This is a genomic window from Psychrobacillus sp. FSL K6-4615, assembly GCF_038008225.1.
In the GTDB taxonomy this organism is placed as follows: domain Bacteria; phylum Bacillota; class Bacilli; order Bacillales_A; family Planococcaceae; genus Psychrobacillus; species Psychrobacillus psychrotolerans.
In genome coordinates this window covers 3020659-3040362 of sequence record NZ_JBBOYQ010000001.1, presented here as the reverse complement: position 1 = coordinate 3040362, position 19704 = coordinate 3020659, and the positions used below count along the sequence as shown (strand labels likewise).

Sequence of the window (19704 nt, the reverse complement as noted above, 5' to 3'; positions counted from 1 at the left end):
GGTCACGGATATGAATAAGGAATGGATCGATATTACACAAACTATCTCTACTAGAATAGCTACATGGCCAGGAGATACACTCTTTGAATATGAACTAACCGCTACAAAGGATGATGGTGGTGCTGCAAATGTTGGGACGATTACAGCAAGTTTGCATACTGGAACACATGCAGATGCCCCATTTCACTATGTAAGTGAAGGGAAAACGTTAGATATGCTAGACGTTAATATGTATATTGGTCGTGCCAAAGTGGTGAGTGTCGTTGGGGCTACGGAAATTGGTAGGGAGGAGTTAGAAGGGTTTGATCTAACAGGTGTAGAACGTTTGCTTTTAAAAACAACGAATACTGCATCTCCTGAAAAATTTCCAGACAGGATTAACACGTTGAAGGAAAATATTGGACCTTTTTTAAAGGAAAAGGGTATCTATCTCATTGGCACCGACCAACCGTCCGTGGACGGTATCGAAAGTAAGGAACTATTAGCTCACCATTCGCTGTTTAACAACGATGTATTTATAATTGAAAATCTTTTGCTCGAAAATGTAGAACCAGGTGATTATGATTTAATCGCTCTGCCCTTGAAAATTGAAGGGGCAGATGGAAGTCCCATACGAGCTGTGTTAAGAAAAGTATAATACCAAGGGTAGATATAGCACTTAGAAATGCTAGTCTATCCATTTTTTCTTTTGGTTCTATTAAGGAGGAGCTTGAATGAAAAGATTTTTATTTATTTTCCTTTCAACGGTAATAGTTGGAGGTGTTTTTTATATGGGCATGGATTATCAAATGCGATTAAGAGAAAGGTCAGCGATAGTATTTGATATTAAACCTTTTATAATATTTACAAGTATTTTCTCTATTTTTATGGGAATGTTGTTACGATTACCTAAATTGATCATAGAAATTAAAGATAAAAAGAGATGGTCGATTGATTGGGTAAAGGTCCTTGTAATTGGAATCCCATCTATTTATATCGCTATGATTCGGCTTCTGGCTATTGTTTATGGAAAGAATTTGTTATTTTTCAATGAAGTAATGCTATTAGGTGATTTTACATTCACGTATATAGCAGGAGTTATATTTGGCTATGTTTTGTTAGACAGTCTGAAAAGCAATGATTCATCAAATGATAAGGGTAAATTAGCATAATAGTGAATTCAGTCGATAAAAAAGCCTTGTTATTATACAAGGCTTTTAGTTTGACGACAAAGGTATTTTTATAAACGGTTATGAATAGTAATAAATGTTCCTAAGGATGTTTATTCATCCTATTAAAAGTAAGATATTGAATTCTCTATTGGAACTGTTTATAAGGCAAGGTCCACCACGAAGACTCCAGTGGTAAAAGCTTGAGCTGAAGACCCCGCAGGAACGTAGTGACGAGGAGGCTGAAGCCAAGCCCACGGAAAGTGAAGTGGTGGGCCTTGCCGAGTTTAATATTCAACTCTATACACCTAGAATTGAATTTGTCTACAGTCTGAAAGCCTTGTTATTATACAAGGCTTTTACTAATGGAGATTGTTTCTTTAGAATTAGTTTTTCTCTATTTGTTCATAATTTACCTTCTCGTAGTGAGGTAAATCATATCCGATAATTTTAAAAACGCTTATACTAGTTATATGAAGTGAAATAAGGAGTGGTTATGTTGAAAAGAATAGTAGTTATAGGCGGAGGCATTACAGGCCTTTCAACGATGCATTATTTGCAGAAACTCAAAAAAGAAAAGTCATTAGATATAGAGTTAGTGTTAGTTGAAGCAAATGAGTATTTAGGTGGTAAAATCCATACCGTACTGGAGAATGACTTTATCATGGAGGTTGGGGCAGATTCAATCGTTGCAAGAAATGAATCCATCATTCAGCTAATTGAAGAGCTTCAACTAGAAGATGAAAAAGTGTACAACTCAACAGGCATTTCATATATTTACACAAATAATGAGCTCCATGCGATTCCTGCAGATAGTGTTTTCGGTATCCCTGCAAGTATCGAGTCGTTAAATAGCAGTACGCTAGTATCCGAATTAGGGAAAAAAGAAGCGTTAAAGGATTTAGAAATACCAAATGAAACTTTCACAAAAGAAAGTTCTGTCGGATCATTTTTAGAATATTTCTTAGGGAAAGAATTAGTGGAAAAACAAGTTGTTCCTGTGTTATCTGGCGTATACTCGGGGGATCTAAATAAGCTTTCTATCGCTTCAACATTGCCATACTTAATCGATTATAAAAACAAATACGGCAGTATAATGAAAGGGTTAGAAGAAAACAAAGCGCAATTCCAGGCCTCAGCAAATAAGAAGTTTATTTCCTTTCAAAACGGACTTTCTACACTTATCGATCGCTTAGAGGAAGTGCTAAGCCAATCAACAATTATTAAAGGTGTGGCAACGAAGAAAGTAGAGAAGAAAGATGATTATTATTCGATTTTATTGACTAACGGAGAAACGATTGAAGCGGACAGTGTAGTGCTAGCAACTCCTCATAACGTGGCGCAAGTAATTCTTCAGGATGAAGAGTTGGATACGGACTTTAACAAATTGAAAAATTCCTCCCTTATTAGTGTATATCTTGGTTTTGATATTCCAGACGAGCAGCTCCCAGCGGAGGGAACTGGTTTTATCGTTTCGGAAAATAGTGATGTGAGATGTAATGCATGTACGTGGACAAGTCGGAAATGGACGCACACATCAAAAAATAATCAGTTATTAGTTCGTATGTTTTATAAGAGTTCGAACCCGGCTTTTGAGAGTATGAAGAACATGAGTGAAGACGAGCTAGTGGAAGTGGCGCTTCAAGATATTGAAATGAGCTTGAAATTAACAGGCAAACCTGAAGTCATAGAAGTAACAAAATGGAACGAGCAAATGCCGAACTATCATTTAGCGCATGGAGATGCGATTCAATCATTAACAGCTAAAATGGCAAATGACATGCCAAATGTCTTGTTAGCTGGCTGTTCTTATTACGGAGTTGGGATTGCGGCTTGTATTAAGAATGGCAGAGAAACTGCAGAAAAAATCATAAATTCAATAGTACAGTAAATTACGGGACCAAAATTCACTTTTGGTCTTTTTTTTATGCGGAAAACAGAATAGTTGCGTATTTAATGGAATTTACAATTTCTTTTATTGTGCTACGATGCGGGTGGGGGTGGTTGGTTGCTTACAAGAATAGATACAAGAGAATACAATTTAGTGGGCCTACAAATGTTAGGGGAACGATTAAATGATACACATCCGCAAAAGGAAATAATTATTGCAAAAGCAAGGGCGGCAAAAGCTGGTTTGCAAGGAGAAAGAAGAATAAGGGACGTGTTTGCAAAATATACATTTCCATTTGAATACTTTCTCGTTGAAAGTGTAGGTTTGAATTCAAACGGTAAATTTCAAATGGATGCTATCTTTCTGACACCTTATTTTTTAGTTATTCTTGAAAGTAAAAATATTAGTGGTAAATTATTTTTTAAACAAAATCCTGCATTATTAGAGCGTGAAACAAATGAGGGGAAAATTGATGTTTTTGAAAGCCCAGAAATTCAATTGTCGCGAAATATTTATTTACTTCAAGAGTGGCTAGGTGAACATGTATTGCCTATCCCAATCCACGGAGTAATTGTTCTGAGCAACCCGAAAGTGAGAGTAATTGAACCTCCGAAAAAACATATTGCTATTCTTCCGCAAACGATCCCAGTCTATTTACGCAATCTACCTCGTGAAACTATGTATTATAATTCAACCCAGATGCAAAAGTTTAGTGAAAAAATAGTAGTCGACCAACAAACCTACATTCCTTTTCCAATGTGTGCACGCTGGGGTATTAAACCTGAAGACCTGATAAGCGGGGTACGATGTGAAAAGTGTAATTTTCATGGAATGGTAAAAAGGAAAAATGGTTGGACTTGTCCTATCTGTGGTCATTTCGATAAGATTGCTCATGAAAAAGCAATAAGGGATTGGTTTATGCTAATTAGCGATACGATAACGAACAAACAATGTAGAACCTTTCTCCATTTAGAATCAAGCGAGATTGCCCACAGACTACTACAATCAATGAATCTAACCCACACAGGAACCTCTAGGGATAGAAAGTATAAATGGACTTGGTAAAAGGAAACACCCGAAAGTTTGTTAGAATCACCTGAATGTAGACGATAATCACCAGAATATACTCAAAAATCACCCGAATATAGTGTGAAATCACAGGAATAACTCAGCTCAACCCAGTTCTTCCGAAAATATAGAAAGTTCAAAATATAACTTGACGCTTTAGTTGAATAAAGGTACGATATGTCTAATTAGAAAACTGAATAGTGAAATTCTTATCAAGAGAAGCCGAGGGACTGGCCCTACGACGCTTCAGCAACCAGCCATTCATTTGGTCAGGTGCTAAATCCAGCAGACTTTGCAAAAGTTTGAAAGATGAGAAGGTGGTATCTTGCATACTAGTAAAGCCTTCTTTTCATAGAAGGCTTTTTTATATGGGAGGATGAATGCACTATGAGTTTATTGGAGAAGTTACAGACGTCAATACTGACAGCAGACGGGGCAATGGGGACACTACTGTACTCTTATGGAATTGACTATTGTAATGAAGAGTTAAATATTCAAAAACCGGAAATTATAGAGAAAATCCATCAGGATTATATTGCGGCCGGAGCAGATATTATTCAAACGAATACATACGGAGCAAATGCTATTAAGCTTGCTCGCTATGGACTAGAAAATCAAGTGAAAGAAATAAATGAAGCTGCCATTCAAATTGCGAAAAGAGCTGCCGCATCTGGAAACCAATTCGTCCTCGGGACTATTGGGGGGATTCGAGGAATTCGAAAAAGTGATGCTACACTCCAAGAAATTATTCATTCACTCGACCAACAAGCAATCCAATTGTTGGCGGGAGATCCAGATGGTCTATTACTTGAAACCTATTATGATTTCGAAGAGCTAAAGACTACTGTGACTTATCTTCGTACACTTACCGATATTCCGATAATAGCTCAAGTGTCTATGCATGATCCGGGTATTTTGCAAAATGGCTTACCTCTAAATGATGCGCTGCATGAGCTTGAAACAATTGGAGCCAACATTGTGGGAGTCAACTGTCGACTAGGTCCACATCATACAATTCAAGCATTTGAAGGAGTAAAGCTGCCAGAAAAGGCATTCTTATCTGCTTATCCAAATGCGAGCTTACTGGATATAGATGAAGGACGCATAGTTTACGAATCCGATGCTGAGTACTTTGGTAAAGCTGCATTATATTTGAGAGATGCAGGAGTGTGCTTAATAGGTGGTTGCTGTGGAACGACTCCAAAGCATATTGAAGCAGTGAAAAGACATATTGGGCATTTAACCCCTATTACCAATAAAGTAGTAGAGACAAGAAAGCCTATTATTATTCAAGATGCTAAGCCAACTAATACCCAAGCTCTACATGAAAAAGCGAAAACAGAACGGACCATAATTGTTGAATTAGACACTCCCCGTCATCTCGATACGACTACATTCATGGAAGGTGCAGAAAAGCTATATGCAACTGGAATTGACGCGGTGACAATGGCGGATAATTCATTGGCTTCTCCACGAGTTAGTAATATGGCGATGGGTTCGATGTTAAAACACCAAAAAAATATTAGACCACTTGCTCATATTACGTGCCGTGATCGTAATTTAATTGGTCTTCAATCTCATTTGATGGGATTGGATGCGCTTGGAATCCATGACATTCTTGCAGTTACTGGAGACCCGACTAAAATTGGGGATTTTCCTGGGGCGACAAGTGTTTATGATGTATCAAGCTTAGAACTGATTCAACTGATCAAACAATTAAACGAAGGTATTTCTTTCTCAGGAAAGTCGCTACGGAAAAAGGCTAACTTCTCTGTAGCAGCTGCTTTTAATCCGAATGTTCGTGTGCTGGACCGTGCAGTGAAGCGACTAGAGAAGAAAATTGAGTGTGGGGCGGATTATTTCATCACACAGCCTGTCTATTCGAAAGAAAAAATCCATGAGATTTACGAAGCGACCAAGCATTTATCAACCCCTATTTTCATCGGAATTATGCCACTAACCAATAGTCGAAATTCTGAATTCCTTCACAATGAAGTCCCAGGCATAAAATTGTCTGAAGAGGTGCTAGAGCGTATGCGTTTATGTGGAGAGGATAGAGAGCGAGCTACTGCAGAAGGTATTCAAATATCGAAGGAATTAATCGATACAGCAGCGGAACTATTTAACGGAATTTATATTATTACACCATTTTTCCGTTACGACATGTCTCTAGAATTAATTCATTATATTCAAGAGACTGACCGGGAGAAAGAGAGAGGATTCAGCTATGTCCAAACATCTAATTGAGCAGCAGCTCCAACAAAGAATACTAATTATTGATGGTGCAATGGGAACGATGATACAAAATGCGGATCTTAGCCCTGAAGACTTCGGAGGGGAAGAATACGACGGTTGTAATGAGTATTTAAATATCGTCAAACCAGATGTTATTGAACATGTTCATCGTGAATATTTAGCTGCTGGGGCTGATATTATTTGTACGAATACATTTGGTGGAACCCCAGTCGTGTTAAATGAATATGATCTTGGTGCTCAGGCACATGATATAAACTTTCGAGCAGCCCAGCTAGCTAAAATATGTGCAGATGAATTTTCTACATCTGACTGGCCACGATTTGTAGCTGGGGCAATAGGGCCAACGACTAAAACACTATCGGTTACTGGTGGTATTACGTTTGACGAACTTACAAACGACTTTTATGTACAGGCAAAAGCTTTAGTAGAAGGTGGAGTAGACGTTATTTTACTAGAAACGAGCCAGGATATGCTGAATGTGAAGGCTGCGACAATTGGTATCCAACAGGCTTTTACTGAGCTAAAGATAGAACTACCTATTATGATTTCTGGAACCATTGAACCGATGGGAACGACACTTGCAGGGCAGAGTATTGAAGCATTCTATATTTCCATCGAACATATAAAGCCACTTTCTGTTGGATTGAATTGTGCTACCGGACCAGAATTTATGACCGATCATATCCGTTCGTTATCTGAGCTATCAGATGGATATGTTAGCTGCTATCCTAATGCTGGCTTACCAGATGAGGAAGGGCATTATCACGAATCTCCTGAATCACTTTCTAAAAAGCTGAGAGGCTTTGCGGAAAAAGGGTGGTTGAATGTTGTTGGTGGATGCTGTGGAACTACTCCAGCTCATATTCGAGCAATACGAGAAGCGGTAAAGGATCTTTCACCACGTAAACCCGTAGAAGCAGGTCATGGGCATGTAGTATCAGGGATTGAGCCTCTTCAATACGACGAAACGATGCGGCCACTCTTTATAGGAGAACGAACAAATGTAATTGGCTCTCGAAAATTTAAACGTTTAATCGTAGATGAAAAATTTGAGGAAGCCTCTGAAATTGCTCGGGCACAGGTAAAAGGTGGAGCTCATGTTATCGATATTTGCCTAGCAAATCCGGACCGCGATGAACTAGAGGACATGACTAACTTTATGAAAGAGGTAGTGAAAAAAGTTAAAGTGCCACTTGTTATTGATTCGACTGATGAAAAGGTAATTGAAGTTGCACTGAAATATTCCCAAGGAAAAACAATTATCAACTCTATTAATTTAGAAGATGGAGAAGAGCGGTTTGAAGCTGTAATGCCTTTAGTGAAGAAATACGGTGCTGCAGTTGTAGTTGGCACAATTGATGAGATAGGAATGGCGGTTACAAGACAGCGAAAGTTAGAAATCGCAGAACGTTCATATGATTTATTAGTTAATAAATGGGGGCTTGCGCCAGAGGATATTATCTTTGATCCACTCGTATTCCCAGTCGGAACAGGTGACCAACAATACATTGGATCAGCAGTAGAAACGATTGAAGGGATTCGCCTCATTAAAGAAAAACTGCCAAGAGCACTAACTATTTTAGGAGTAAGTAATGTATCCTTTGGTCTTCCGCCAGTTGGTCGCGAAGTATTGAATGCAGTCTATTTATATCATTGCACGCAGGCTGGTTTGGACTACGCGATTGTAAATACCGAGAAACTGGAGAGATATGCGTCTATTCCTAAACAAGAAATCGACATGGCCAACGAGCTTTTGTTTACGACGACTGACAAAACACTTGCTGATTTCACTGATTTTTACCGAGATAAAAAGAAAGAAAAGACCGAAGATGATATACCCAAAACTGTACCAGAACGTCTTGCCTATTATGTTATTGAAGGGACGAAGGAAGGACTTATCCCGGATTTAGAAGCAGCACTTCAAATGTATGATGCACCACTAGATGTTATTAATGGTCCATTAATGAAGGGCATGGCTGAGGTAGGGCGACTGTTTAATGACAATCAGTTAATAGTTGCAGAGGTTCTTCAAAGTGCGGGAGTGATGAAGGCTTCTGTTGCATATTTGGAGCAGTTCATGGAGAAAAAAGAGGATGACTCTGGTAAAGGGAAGATCGTCCTTGCGACTGTAAAAGGCGATGTACATGATATAGGTAAAAACTTAGTTGATATTATATTGAGTAATAACGGATATAAAGTAATCGATGTTGGGATTAAAGTAACTCCAGCCACGTTAATAGAGGTAATCCGGAAAGAAAAGCCTGATATGATCGGACTTTCAGGGCTCCTTGTAAAATCTGCGCAGCAAATGGTCATCACTGCTCAAGACTTTAAAGAAGCGGGTATTGATGTGCCAATATTAGTAGGTGGAGCAGCACTTTCTCGTCGTTTTACTGAGACAAAAATTTCCACTCAATATGATGGGCCTGTTCTATATGCGAAAGATGCCATGCAGGGTCTAGACTTAGCCAATCGATTACAAAATAAAGAAGATAAAGAAACTCTATTAGTAGAACTTAGTGTTCAACAGGAAAAACGAAAAATTGCGGAAGCTAATCGCTCGGCCAAACAAGCGGTAGCTGTTTTAGAAAAACCAGTGAAGACAGTAAGTGAGGATGTTCAGGTATACATTCCAAAGGATGTTCGTAAACATGTATTAAAGGATTATTCAGTTGCGCATTTGCACCCATATGTAAATATGCGAACATTAATAGGCCATCATTTAGGATTAAAAGGGTATAGTGAAAAACTATTAGCAGAGAATGACGGGCGTGCAACGGAATTACATGAATTAGTCACAGGATATTTGCAATCTGATATATTGAAGCCACAAGGAGTATATCAATTTTTCCCTGCTCAGGCAGATGGCAATGATGTCATTATTTATGACCCGACCGATGGTAAAACAGAAATCGAGCGCTTTACATTCCCACGTCAATCCGTCGTGCCATTCCTGTGTTTAGCAGATTATATAAGGTCTGTAGACAGTGGAGAAATGGATTATGTAGCGCTGATGCTAGTTACTGCAGGACATGGAGTTCGTGCGGAAGCAGCTATACTTAAAGAGCAAGGGAAATTCCTAGAGAGCCATGCGTTACAGGCAACTGCACTTGAAGTAGCAGAAGGATTTGCCGAACGCATTCACCAAGAAATCCGAGACCAATGGGGATTCCCAGATGCAACGGAATTCACCATGCGCGACCGTTTTGCTGCAAAATACCAAGGCCAACGCTTCTCCTTCGGCTATCCAGCCTGCCCGAATCTGGATGATCAAGCAAAGCTATTTGGTTTGATAAAGCCTGAAGTAATTGGAGTAGAGCTTACAGAAGAGTTTATGATGGAACCGGAAGCATCAGTTTCTGCCATCGTATTTGCTCATCCGGATGCAAGATATTTTGTAGTGGATTAAAGATTAACCACTGCCAACTGACTTGGCAGTGGTTTTTTAATAGCTAATCGGTTAAGAAACACTTAATATCTGCGGAATCAATCGATGATCCACTAAAATCAATCGATGATGCTCCATAATCGATCCACCGAGTAAGAATATCGATCGATAGCGACCGATAATCGATCAATCACAAACAATAATCGATCAATCCTCACACATTTATAAGGAACGGCTCTTCACTCGCTTCAATTGTGCAACGATAATAACGCTTATAATCACAAGTAAAAACCACGAGCTAATTTTGCCGATATGCACGAGCGACCAGGTCTCCGCTTGGTTAGGATACTGCCATGCACCTAAGAAGGTAACGATATTCTCAGCGATCCAAATAAAAAAGCCAATTAGTAAAAATGCAAGAATCATAGGCATTTTAAACACTTTTTCTCTTAACTCAAAAGTCACTACTGTGCGGAAAAAGATGATTAACAATAAGCATTTTAGAATCCAACGAATATCAGAGGTGAAATGGTGGGTAAAGAAATTGAAGTAGATAAGAACACTAATTCCTACCGCCCAAAAGGGTTTCGGCCAATTGTACATATGGAGATTCATCCTACGCCAACTTTGACAAATATAGCTCGCAACACTCGCATACATAAACCCGCTATACAAAGGTACGCCACCTACCTTACTAAAGGCGTCCTCGGGGTACGACCAAGAACCCATATGTACTTTATATAATTCTAAACCGAGACCAATAATATGAAACAAACAAATTACCTTAAATTCATCCCAAGTCTCTAATTTGGAAATGAGCATAAATATTTGCCCCGCTATACAAAGGAGTAGGATCAGATCATATCTAGGGATAAGTGGGATACTGACAAATTTAGAAAGAGCTAAGGCTGAAAAGATGATTACAGGAAATATACAAGAAAGTGCCTGTAAATAAGTAAATAGTAGAAGATTTCGCATTCCCATACTCCTTTTAAATGGCTATAGGAATATGGACGAACTTAAAACAGATTGGTTCAAGGATGATTATTCATGTATAATTTTGACTATATTTAAAAAGACAAGGGGGAATTGCTCATGAATTCGGAAAGTTATTCGATAGGGGATAGAAGAATTCGGAGAACAAAAAATCTCTTGAAGATGCATTTTATCCAGCTAGTGAAGAGCAAAGGATATAAAAACGTTACGGTCACAGATATAGTGGAAAAGGCAGACTATAATAGAAGCACCTTTTATTTACACTTTAAAGATAAAGAGGACTTAGCAGAAGAATTGCTAGCAGAAGTATTAGGAGAATTAAAATTAGCATTTCATAAGCCATTTCTAGACACAAAGGTTGTTGATTATAATCATATATTACCTTCATCCAATGCTTTTTTTAAACACTTTTATGATAATAGAGATTTTTATAGTTTATTAACATTAGAAGATTCCATTCCTAGGATGAATGATAAATTCTTTTTGAAATTTAAGGAAGTATTTGAGGGAATCGTATATTTAAATGCAGCGAATGAAAGTATTGAGCTAGAGCATTATAATACATATAAAATGTATGGTTCTTATGGGGTAATTCTTGAATGGATACATGGTGGGTGTAAACAAACACCAGAGCAAATTGCAGATAATTTATTAGAAATATTTAAAACCAATAATAGCTCATTTCATTTCAAAAAGAAAAGCTAATTCTAATAAAAAAAGCTGGTCTTGACAGATGTCAGGACCAACCAAAATTATTATTTTTTATCTAAATTTACTTCAGATGCTTCGACTTTTTTATCATCTTTTTCTTCATCATTTATAATATCTCGAGTCGAGGTTTTGAATTCTTTTAACGTTTGTCCAACAGCTTTGCCTAGTTGAGGTAATTTAGATGGACCAAAGATGATCAAAGCAATAATTAGTACAAGTATTAAACCGGGTATCCCTATGTTTGGCATAGAATCTCCTCCTTCTATAAAGAATCGTTATTAATATAACACATTTTGAAAGAAAATGATGGTTCTACACTTGCTACTGTATTATTTTTTAGGAACTAATGGTCCGCCGCCGTTTTTTAAGTACTCAATCATACCTTCAGTTGCTCGGTAAGCCAATGCACCAACAGTTGGAGTTGGATTCGTTGGACCAAAGTGAGGGAATGCCGAAGCTCCACAAACGAATAAATTATCTACATCCCACATTTGCATGTAATTATTTACTGCAGAGTTTTCAGGGCTATCACCCATGATTACACCGCCACCATCATGTTGGAAAGTAAATCTTCCACCAAAATGCTCAGCCATTGGAATTGTATCGATAATGTCTGCTCCCATTTCTTTTACTACTTCATTAATTTTTTCAACTAAAAATTCATTACGTTTATGGTCCATCTCAGTATAATCGAATGTTACACGAATTAACGGATCACCGTAATCATCTGTATACGTTGGATCTAAGTCTAGATAATGATCTTTATGAGGCAATATAGCTCTTTGTGATACTACACTTAGGTTACGGTAGAAATAGTGTAAAGAGTTTTTCTTAAATTCTTTACCCCAAGTCGGCGTACCAAATGGTGCAGGATTATTAGAAATAGGTTCATTACCAAATAAATGCAATTCAATCTGCCCACCATGTATGAAATCTAGATTTGCATGGTCAAAGTTATCCGCATTAAAGTCATTGAAAGCCGATCCTAAAGAACCTGTTCCGATGTAACTATTGAATTTTTTCTCTTCAAAATAACCAATAGCTCCAGTAATCGTATGATGATCTGTGTAGTTTTTACCGATAATTCCTTCACCAGTTTTAGGATTATACGGTTTTCCAATACCAGATAACAATAGTAAGCGAACATTATTAAAGATATAGCTTGTTAAAACAACAAGATCTGCAGGTTGTTCGAACTCCTCACCAGTTCTTGTATCTTTATATAAAACACCAGTTGCTTTTGTTCCATCATATAATACACGCGTTACGATAGAATTTGTTCGAAGTTCAAAATTACCTGTTTTCTTAGCAGTTGGTATTACTGTTACGATTGGGTCTGCTTTTGCTCCGTACTCACAGCCATAGTTCCCACAAAATGCACAGTACTGACATGCATTTAATGTTTCTCCATCTGGATTCGTATATGTTTCTGACACATTTGCAGTAGGAACTACGAATGGATGATATCCAAGTTTCTCTGCTGCTTCATGAAACATTTTCATTTGTGGTAATTTTTTTAGTGGTGGTGTTGGGTAATCGATCGAACGATGTCCTGCTAAAGGATCGGGTTCCCCTGATATACCAGCCATTTGTTCAAACTTGGAGTAATATGGTTCGATTTCATCGTACGTAATACCCCAGTCTTGAATAGTAACATCAGCCGGAATTTTACCTTCACCATATTTTTCAATCGTTTTACTACGAATTTCAAAATCATATGGGAAATAGCGATACGTTTGGCCACCCCAGTGAGCACCGCCGCCGCCAGTACCAGTTCCTACTACTAATGCACCTTCATCACGTACTGGTTTGGCAGTATCGTTTAATGTATTACGGAATGTAATAGTATCTTTTGTTAACTTTTGCATTAATTCTTTATGAATATTATATTTTAATTCATCATGACCATGTAAATAATCTTCGATGGATCTTTCTACTCCACGTTCTAATCCAACAACATGATAGCCAGCTTTTGTCAGTTCAGCAGCAACAATACCGCCTGTCCAACCCATACCAGTTGTTACAACATCAACTTTTGGTAATTTTGTAACCATAATAATCCTCCTCTTATTGTTTTACCTTATGAATGTTTGTGTCCGCCTAAACTAATAGGATCTATTAATACAAATTCTTCTTCATCTAAATAGGAAGCATACGACATTTGAGCTCCAGGGAATTCTTTCATTTTCCAGCCAGCCATGTTTTTATTGCCACCATAAAGTGGGTCTGAGAAACAACCTTGTAATGTAAGTGTTCTTAGTAAACCAAAAAATGCTGCAGAATTTACTAAATCCATCTTTACTTCTCCAGCTTCAAAAGTACTAAGGATAGTAATTTGTTGCTCTTCCGATAAATCTTTGAAGACCGTTCCATCATACTCTTTCTCTGCAACTTCATTTATTTTACGAACACCCTGCAGCATAATTTCTGCTTTATCTAGAGGGACTTCGCCTGGTTGGAAAGGACCTTTTCTATAATCATCCGTATTAATTCCCCAAGGGCTAGCTAATTGTTTGTCTATAAAGTAAGGAGCGCCGAGTGTAATAGCGCCTGGACCATGCTCATCCTCTGGATAAATTAGTTCCGTCGCTGTACTAAGTGCATCAAAATCTTTTTGTCTTACGAAAAACTGACGAGTATCACTGTAATCGATTGCCGTATGAGTACTTCCGCTAGTAGCCGTATGACTAGTTGTTTCCGTTTTCCCTCCAACTAACGAACCGATTGCTCCACCTAAAACAAGTCCCCCAACTGTTAAACCAGAATTTTTGATGAATGTACGTCTAGATGAACGCTTATCTAAAATAGGACTCTTTTTTTCTTGTTCTGACATATTCAAACCCTCCATTTATGAAAAAAGTATTAATGTACAATAGTTTGCCAATTATAAACGATTGAAAATAAGGCAGTGCTTACTAATAATGCGGCGATGAAAAGTGTGTATTTTTTTCCGGTCCAACAAGCAACAATAATGGACAATCCAATAGCTGCGCCAATTAATGAGAACCAGGGAAAAATATTATTAGTGAAATGAAGGAAAAGTGCAAAATCAGCAACAATAAATAGGGCAAACAAAAACTGATTTAATAGTTTCAACTCTTCTAAATTATATTGAGTCACATTATCTCTCCTTTAAATTCTATCTTTTTGGAATAATATTTTTTTATAGTTATAACAAGCAATGAAATTGTAACAAGTTTGTAATATGGACACAATCACTAATACATGGCTATATGACTAACAACTAGACATATGTATATAGAGTGTTTAATAGAAAAGTGTATTGTGAATATTCAATGTATAATAATTGTAGAAAAGATGTATGCGCTCAATATTCCTTTTTATTCTTAATCTTCAGGCTGAAAAACTAAATTATATCAACCATCTACGGCTTAGGACTTAGTCACTTTCCACCTTAAGTACGTTTGGAATTATTAAAAAATAGAGGATGATTAGGATAATAGATTAGAGGAAAAATACCTCTTCTGAACGAGGTGGAAAAAATGGGGAAAAAGGTTTATATCATTCTAAGTAATACTGGGACACTTTTTTCAAAAGCGATTGGCATGTATACAAAAAAAGAGTTGAACCATGCCTCTATTGCTTTTGATGAGGAACTAAATGAGATGTATAGCTTCGGTAGAAAAAGTGATCATAACCCTTTTAATGGCGGGTTTATAAAAGAAAACCCGATTAAGGGAATGCTTCAAAGAGCTACTTGTGCCATTTATGAGTGTGCGGTAACGGATTCCGAATATTTACGGATGAAAAGTATAATCACTCAAATGGAACAACAACAGCAATTATACAAATATAATTTAATCGGCTTAGTGTACGTTGCGATAAATATTGAAAAAGAACGTGAGAATGCATTCTTTTGTTCTCAGTTTGTCGCTACAATTATGAAAGAATGTCCGTCCTCGCAGTTCCGGGTTGCACCTCCTTTAACGCAGCCATATCATTTCGAACAACTTTCAGCATTATCCTTAACATTTAAAGGAGATTTACAAACGTATGTTAGTGGAAAAAGGAAAGTAGAGAAACCGATTCACGTATCGGTTTGGAGAAAGTATGCACTTTCTATAGCAAGCTTTATGTAATACTGGAATATTTACTCATTGTTCTGGACAGTATAGAGAGGAATGTAAATTCTATCTTGTGTTTAGGAGGATGAACAGTGAAGGAAGAACAAACTAATAACACTACAAATGTGGAAAATGAGGATACTCTTACGAATAGGCAGGGGCATCCGGTAACGAATAATCAGAATATGAGGACCGTTGGAAACAGAGGACCAGCAACGTTAGAAAATTATGATTTCATTGAGAAAATAAGTCACTTTGACAGAGAAAGAATACCAGAGCGAGTAGTTCATGCAAGAGGTGCCGGAGCGCATGGTTATTTCGAAGCTTATGGTGCTGTGGGAGACGAGGCAGTTTCTAAATATACTCGTGCTAAAGTATTTCAGGGAAAAGGAAAGAAAACTCCTGTTTTTGTTCGATTTTCATCCGTTATTCATGGAGGGCATTCTCCTGAAACGCTACGTGATCCACGTGGGTTTGCAGTGAAGTTTTATACAGAGGATGGAAACTGGGATTTAGTAGGGAATAACTTAAAAATATTCTTTATCCGTGATGCGATAAAGTTCCCGGACATGATTCATGCTTTTAAGCCAGATCCGGTAACTAATATTCAAGATTCAGAACGTTTTTTTGATTTTTGTGCGAGTTCCCCTGAGTCATTTCATATGGTGACTTTCATCTATTCTCCATGGGGCATTCCGGCAAATTACCGAATGATGCAAGGGTCAGGTGTAAATACGTATAAATGGGTAAACAACGAAGGTAAAGCAGTCCTTGTAAAATATCACTGGGAGCCAAAGCAAGGCATTCGTAACTTAACTCAAAAAGAAGCAGAGGAAATACAGGCAAAAAACTTTAATCATGCAACACAGGATTTATATGATGCAATTGAAAAAGGTGATTTCCCTGAGTGGGAGTTACTAGTCCAAACGATGAGTGATGATGATCATCCAGAGTTAGACTTTGATCCATTAGATGATACAAAGCTGTGGCCTGAAGACTTATTCCCCTGGAAGGCTGTTGGAAAAATGGTGTTAGATCGAAACCCAGTGGATTATTTTACAGAGGTGGAACAGGCAGCGTTTGGTACCGGTGTACTCGTAGATGGATTGGACTTTTCGGACGATAAAATGCTACAAGGCCGTACATTTTCATATTCAGATACACAACGTCACCGTGTTGGAGCAAACTATTTACAGCTTCCGATCAATGCACCTAAAAAACGTGTTGCAACCAATCAAAGCGGTGGCCAAATGGCGTACAAGTTAGATAGAGGTCCGTTCCAAAATCCACATATCAACTATGAACCTTCCATACTAGATGGCTTAAAGGAAGCAACACAAATTGGTAAAGAGTACACTCCAATGATTAAAGGAAACTTAGTGCGCGAGTCCATTGACCGTCAAAATAACACAAAGCAAGCAGGAGAAACCTATCGACAATTTGAGCAATGGGAAAAAACGGAGCTCATCTCGAATTTAGTAAACGACCTGTCTGCCTGTGACCCACGAATTCAAGAAAAGATGATTGCTTTAGCGGAGGAAGCAGATGAAGACTATGGGCGTCATTTAAGAGAAGGACTTGCTCAAGCTAAAAGTAATGGTTCCTCTCAAAAACCGTTGGGAAATAAAGACGGAGATAAAGCACCAGAACAAGCAATTGATAAAAGTCATGAAGCGGATCCATATTAACCGGAAAACCCTGCTCTCCAAGAGCAGGGTTTTCCAGTTTGACGACAAAGGTATTTTATAAATGGTTATGAATAGTAATAAATATTCATAAGGGTTTTATTTATCCTATTAAAAGTAAGATTTACATACTCTATTGGAACTGTTTATAAGGCAAGGTACCACCACGAAGACTCCTGTGGGATTAGCTTGAGCTGAAGACCCCGCAGGAACGTAGTGACGAGGAGGCTGAAGCCAAGCCCACGGAAAGCGAAGTGGTGGGCATTGCCGAGTTTAATATTCAACTCCATCTAAAATTAAGTTTGTCTACAGTCTGAACCCTGCTCTCCAAGAGCAGGGTTTTATGCTGTTGTCTCCAACTTTATTGGTATATACTAATGCATAGTAGTTTGATAGGAATAGAAGTAGAGGAGTGGATGATTTTGTCTAAAATATATATAATTCATGAAAATGATGAGTGGACGGTTCATTTAACAAAACGATTAGAAGAATTAAATTTACCGTATGAATTATGGCATCTAAACCAGGGAATTGTAGATTTAACAACAGCGCCTCCAGAAGGGGTGTTTTATAACAGAATGAGTGCTTCTTCCCATACTAGGGGACATAGATATGCACCTGAATTAGCTGGTGGAGTGCTGTCTTGGCTTGAGCTTCATGGAAGAACAGTATTTAATGGAACGAAAGCGTTAAGTTTAGAACTAAGTAAGATCAATCAGTATACTGCTTTACAAGCAAGCGGCATCAATACGCCAAAAACGATAGCGGCTGTTGGTAGTGAGGAAATAATTTTAGCTGCTAAAAAGCTTGGGAAGACGCCATTTATCACAAAGCATAATCGTGCTGGTAAAGGATTAGGAGTACAATTATTTCAAACAATTGAGGCATTGGAAGCTTACGTGAATGGCCCTGCATTTGAAGATCCTGTAGATGGTATTACGCTTATCCAACAATACATCCAATCACCAGATGCTTATATTACGAGAGCAGAGTTCATCGGTGGTAAGTATTTATATGCAGTAAGAGTAGATACTTCAGAAGGATTCGAGCTTTGTCCGGCAGATTCTTGTCAAATTGGAGATGCATTCTGTCCAGTGGGAGAAGAACCAGCTATGAAGTTTGAAGTTAAAGAAGATATAGATGTATCTTGGGTCGAGCGATATGAAGCATTCTTGCAAGCAAACAAAATTGATGTAGCCGGTATTGAATTTATTCGTGATGCAAACGGGGAAGTGTACACGTATGACGTAAACACAAATACGAACTACAATGCGGATGCAGAGGCTAAGGCAGAGAAATATGGGATGCTGGAGCTTGCTAATTTTTTAGGGACTGCCCTAGAAAAGTCTAAAGTCCATGCTTAATAGAGTTAGCACCAAAGGAGGGTTTTTATGAGCTTAGTATTGTTTGGGGCTATTTCATTAGTTATTTTGTTTGGGCTATTTGCATTAGCTATCGCCATATTTGTGTTACTGAAGATGACTAAAAAGTAAAGAGTAAGTCAGTCTTTATTGAAAGAGAACGATGTAATCTAAAATGACTATCAGATTATATATCAATCTGATAGCCATTTATAAGGGATGAGAGATAGCGTACTTCGAAAATGTTTAACGTTTTTTAAAGTTAGATTTCTCATAACCAAAGTTCATGCGCTGATAGCGTCCGAGTATGATTTGGTGGAGGCCATATAAAATTAGTCCAATTGCTACTATAGCTAGCAAAAATTTTCCGAAGGGCTGGTTTGCTAATTCTGTCAAAGCACCCCCAAACCCTTTAGATTCTTCGGAGTTATTTGTATATGCGGTGCGAATAAAGAAAAATCCGATCATACTTATAACAGTCCCTCTTGAAATAAGACCAATTTTCCCTGTTATTCTAGCAATATTTCGTTCCATACCATTCATTTCATAGGTTTTGAATTCAGACATGAATTTCTCTTTAATACCACTATAAAGTTCGAAAACGCCACATCCAATAATTATTGCACCAACTATTCCAACTAACCATATACCAAATGGTTGTTCCAGTAACTTAATGGAAACGTTTTTCTCAGATTCACTATTACCAGCATTTCCCGTATGGCTTGCTAGTTTTATAGCTCCATATGATAAATTTGCATAAATGACTCCACTAATGAAATAACCCGCTCTTTTTATTAGACCTGGTACATCAGTTCCTACATTATTAGGATCTTTAATTGCTAATATAAAAACCCATAGGATATAACCAAATAAACCTATTCCAATAATCCATAAGGCAATTTCCCCGAATGGTATTTCAGAGATTGATTGCAGTACACCAGACGTTCCGGTCATCTCTCCTCGGGGTCCGAATGCTGCTAAAGCTGCTAGAATGCCGATCATTCCATACACAATACCTATAGTCATATAACCAAAACGACCAAAGCGACGAACCCAAGGTTTCGCTTCGCTCATTTTATGTTTTGCCCCGGATGATTTTAATGATACATCCATGT

Annotated in this window: 16 protein-coding genes and 1 riboswitch; of the genes, 10 read left to right on the top strand and 6 right to left on the bottom strand. The window is 37.8% G+C overall.

The window, feature by feature from the left end; translation table 11 throughout:
- Positions 1-10: 10 nt before the first annotated feature.
- From kynB to metH, 6 genes are all read left to right on the top strand, one after another.
- The gene (kynB, locus tag MKX53_RS15210) at positions 11-637 is read left to right on the top strand and encodes an arylformamidase (protein ID WP_340912306.1); all 627 of its coding nucleotides are present in this window, start codon (positions 11-13) and stop codon (positions 635-637) included.
- A 76-nt stretch (positions 638-713) separates the two neighbouring features.
- A complete protein-coding gene (locus MKX53_RS15205; protein ID WP_340831499.1) occupies positions 714-1151 on the top strand; it encodes a hypothetical protein in 438 nt (145 codons plus the stop codon).
- A gap of 496 nt (positions 1152-1647) precedes the next feature.
- Positions 1648-3039, top strand: a complete 1392-nt coding sequence (locus MKX53_RS15200) for a protoporphyrinogen oxidase (protein ID WP_340913377.1) — start codon at positions 1648-1650, stop codon at positions 3037-3039.
- A 117-nt stretch (positions 3040-3156) separates the two neighbouring features.
- Positions 3157-4104, top strand: a complete 948-nt coding sequence (locus MKX53_RS15195; protein ID WP_340912303.1) for a nuclease-related domain-containing protein — start codon at positions 3157-3159, stop codon at positions 4102-4104.
- Positions 4105-4313: 209 nt separating this feature from the next.
- A riboswitch (SAM riboswitch) is annotated at positions 4314-4423 on the top strand.
- 71 nt (positions 4424-4494) lie between these two features.
- A complete protein-coding gene (locus MKX53_RS15190) occupies positions 4495-6354 on the top strand; it encodes a bifunctional homocysteine S-methyltransferase/methylenetetrahydrofolate reductase (protein ID WP_340912300.1) in 1860 nt (619 codons plus the stop codon).
- A complete protein-coding gene (gene metH / locus MKX53_RS15185; RefSeq protein WP_340912298.1) occupies positions 6335-9772 on the top strand; it encodes a methionine synthase in 3438 nt (1145 codons plus the stop codon). Before MKX53_RS15190 ends, metH begins: the two co-directional genes overlap by 20 nt.
- A 201-nt stretch (positions 9773-9973) precedes the next feature.
- Here the strand turns inward: metH and MKX53_RS15180 are convergent, their stop codons facing one another.
- Positions 9974-10729: a DUF817 domain-containing protein gene (locus MKX53_RS15180; protein ID WP_340912295.1), complete on the bottom strand. Its 756-nt coding sequence runs from the start codon at positions 10727-10729 to the stop codon at positions 9974-9976.
- 117 nt (positions 10730-10846) lie between these two features.
- On the opposite strand from MKX53_RS15180, the gene MKX53_RS15175 reads away from it, so the two are divergent.
- Positions 10847-11452, top strand: coding sequence for a TetR/AcrR family transcriptional regulator (locus tag MKX53_RS15175; RefSeq protein ID WP_340912292.1), 606 nt, complete (start codon positions 10847-10849; stop codon positions 11450-11452).
- 50 nt (positions 11453-11502) lie between these two features.
- On the opposite strand, the gene tatA is transcribed toward MKX53_RS15175, so the two are convergent.
- The 4 genes from tatA to MKX53_RS15155 all read right to left on the bottom strand — a co-directional run bounded on the left by tatA (position 11503) and on the right by MKX53_RS15155 (position 14578).
- On the bottom strand, positions 11503-11706 hold the full coding sequence (gene tatA, locus MKX53_RS15170) for a twin-arginine translocase TatA/TatE family subunit (RefSeq protein WP_090569087.1): 204 nt from the start codon (positions 11704-11706) through the stop codon (positions 11503-11505).
- 81 nt (positions 11707-11787) lie between these two features.
- On the bottom strand, positions 11788-13512 hold the full coding sequence (locus tag MKX53_RS15165; RefSeq protein ID WP_340770293.1) for a GMC family oxidoreductase: 1725 nt from the start codon (positions 13510-13512) through the stop codon (positions 11788-11790).
- 26 nt (positions 13513-13538) lie between these two features.
- Positions 13539-14291: a gluconate 2-dehydrogenase subunit 3 family protein gene (locus tag MKX53_RS15160; protein WP_340912290.1), complete on the bottom strand. Its 753-nt coding sequence runs from the start codon at positions 14289-14291 to the stop codon at positions 13539-13541.
- A gap of 29 nt (positions 14292-14320) precedes the next feature.
- A complete protein-coding gene (locus MKX53_RS15155) occupies positions 14321-14578 on the bottom strand; it encodes a hypothetical protein (RefSeq protein ID WP_340770289.1) in 258 nt (85 codons plus the stop codon).
- Positions 14579-14961: 383 nt separating this feature from the next.
- On the opposite strand from MKX53_RS15155, the gene MKX53_RS15150 reads away from it, so the two are divergent.
- From MKX53_RS15150 to MKX53_RS15140, 3 genes are all read left to right on the top strand, one after another.
- A complete protein-coding gene (locus MKX53_RS15150; protein WP_340912287.1) occupies positions 14962-15558 on the top strand; it encodes a hypothetical protein in 597 nt (198 codons plus the stop codon).
- A 77-nt stretch (positions 15559-15635) separates the two neighbouring features.
- The gene (locus MKX53_RS15145; RefSeq protein WP_093538335.1) at positions 15636-17231 is read left to right on the top strand and encodes a catalase; all 1596 of its coding nucleotides are present in this window, start codon (positions 15636-15638) and stop codon (positions 17229-17231) included.
- A 419-nt stretch (positions 17232-17650) separates the two neighbouring features.
- Positions 17651-18592, top strand: coding sequence for an ATP-grasp domain-containing protein (locus tag MKX53_RS15140; RefSeq protein ID WP_340912286.1), 942 nt, complete (start codon positions 17651-17653; stop codon positions 18590-18592).
- 243 nt (positions 18593-18835) lie between these two features.
- Here MKX53_RS15140 and MKX53_RS15135 read toward each other — a convergent pair whose 3' ends face one another.
- Positions 18836-19702 carry a DUF1206 domain-containing protein gene (locus MKX53_RS15135; protein WP_340912285.1) on the bottom strand — a complete coding sequence of 289 codons (867 nt, stop codon included), beginning with the start codon at positions 19700-19702 and terminating at the stop codon, positions 18836-18838.
- Between the last annotated feature and the right edge of the window lie 2 nt (positions 19703-19704).

Excerpts from the sequence above, each read along its gene's own strand:
- kynB (WP_340912306.1), top strand. The coding sequence starts at position 11 with ATGAATAAGGAATGGATCGATATTACACAAACTATCTCTACTAGAATA.
- MKX53_RS15205 (WP_340831499.1), top strand. The coding sequence starts at position 714 with ATGAAAAGATTTTTATTTATTTTCCTTTCAACGGTAATAGTTGGAGGT.
- MKX53_RS15190 (WP_340912300.1), top strand. The coding sequence starts at position 4,495 with ATGAGTTTATTGGAGAAGTTACAGACGTCAATACTGACAGCAGACGGG.
- metH (WP_340912298.1), top strand. The coding sequence starts at position 6,335 with ATGTCCAAACATCTAATTGAGCAGCAGCTCCAACAAAGAATACTAATT.
- MKX53_RS15180 (WP_340912295.1), bottom strand. The coding sequence starts at position 10,729 with ATGCGAAATCTTCTACTATTTACTTATTTACAGGCACTTTCTTGTATA.
- MKX53_RS15175 (WP_340912292.1), top strand. The coding sequence starts at position 10,847 with ATGAATTCGGAAAGTTATTCGATAGGGGATAGAAGAATTCGGAGAACA.
- tatA (WP_090569087.1), bottom strand. The coding sequence starts at position 11,706 with ATGCCAAACATAGGGATACCCGGTTTAATACTTGTACTAATTATTGCT.
- MKX53_RS15165 (WP_340770293.1), bottom strand. The coding sequence starts at position 13,512 with ATGGTTACAAAATTACCAAAAGTTGATGTTGTAACAACTGGTATGGGT.
- MKX53_RS15160 (WP_340912290.1), bottom strand. The coding sequence starts at position 14,291 with ATGTCAGAACAAGAAAAAAAGAGTCCTATTTTAGATAAGCGTTCATCT.
- MKX53_RS15150 (WP_340912287.1), top strand. The coding sequence starts at position 14,962 with ATGGGGAAAAAGGTTTATATCATTCTAAGTAATACTGGGACACTTTTT.
- MKX53_RS15135 (WP_340912285.1), bottom strand. The coding sequence starts at position 19,702 with ATGGATGTATCATTAAAATCATCCGGGGCAAAACATAAAATGAGCGAA.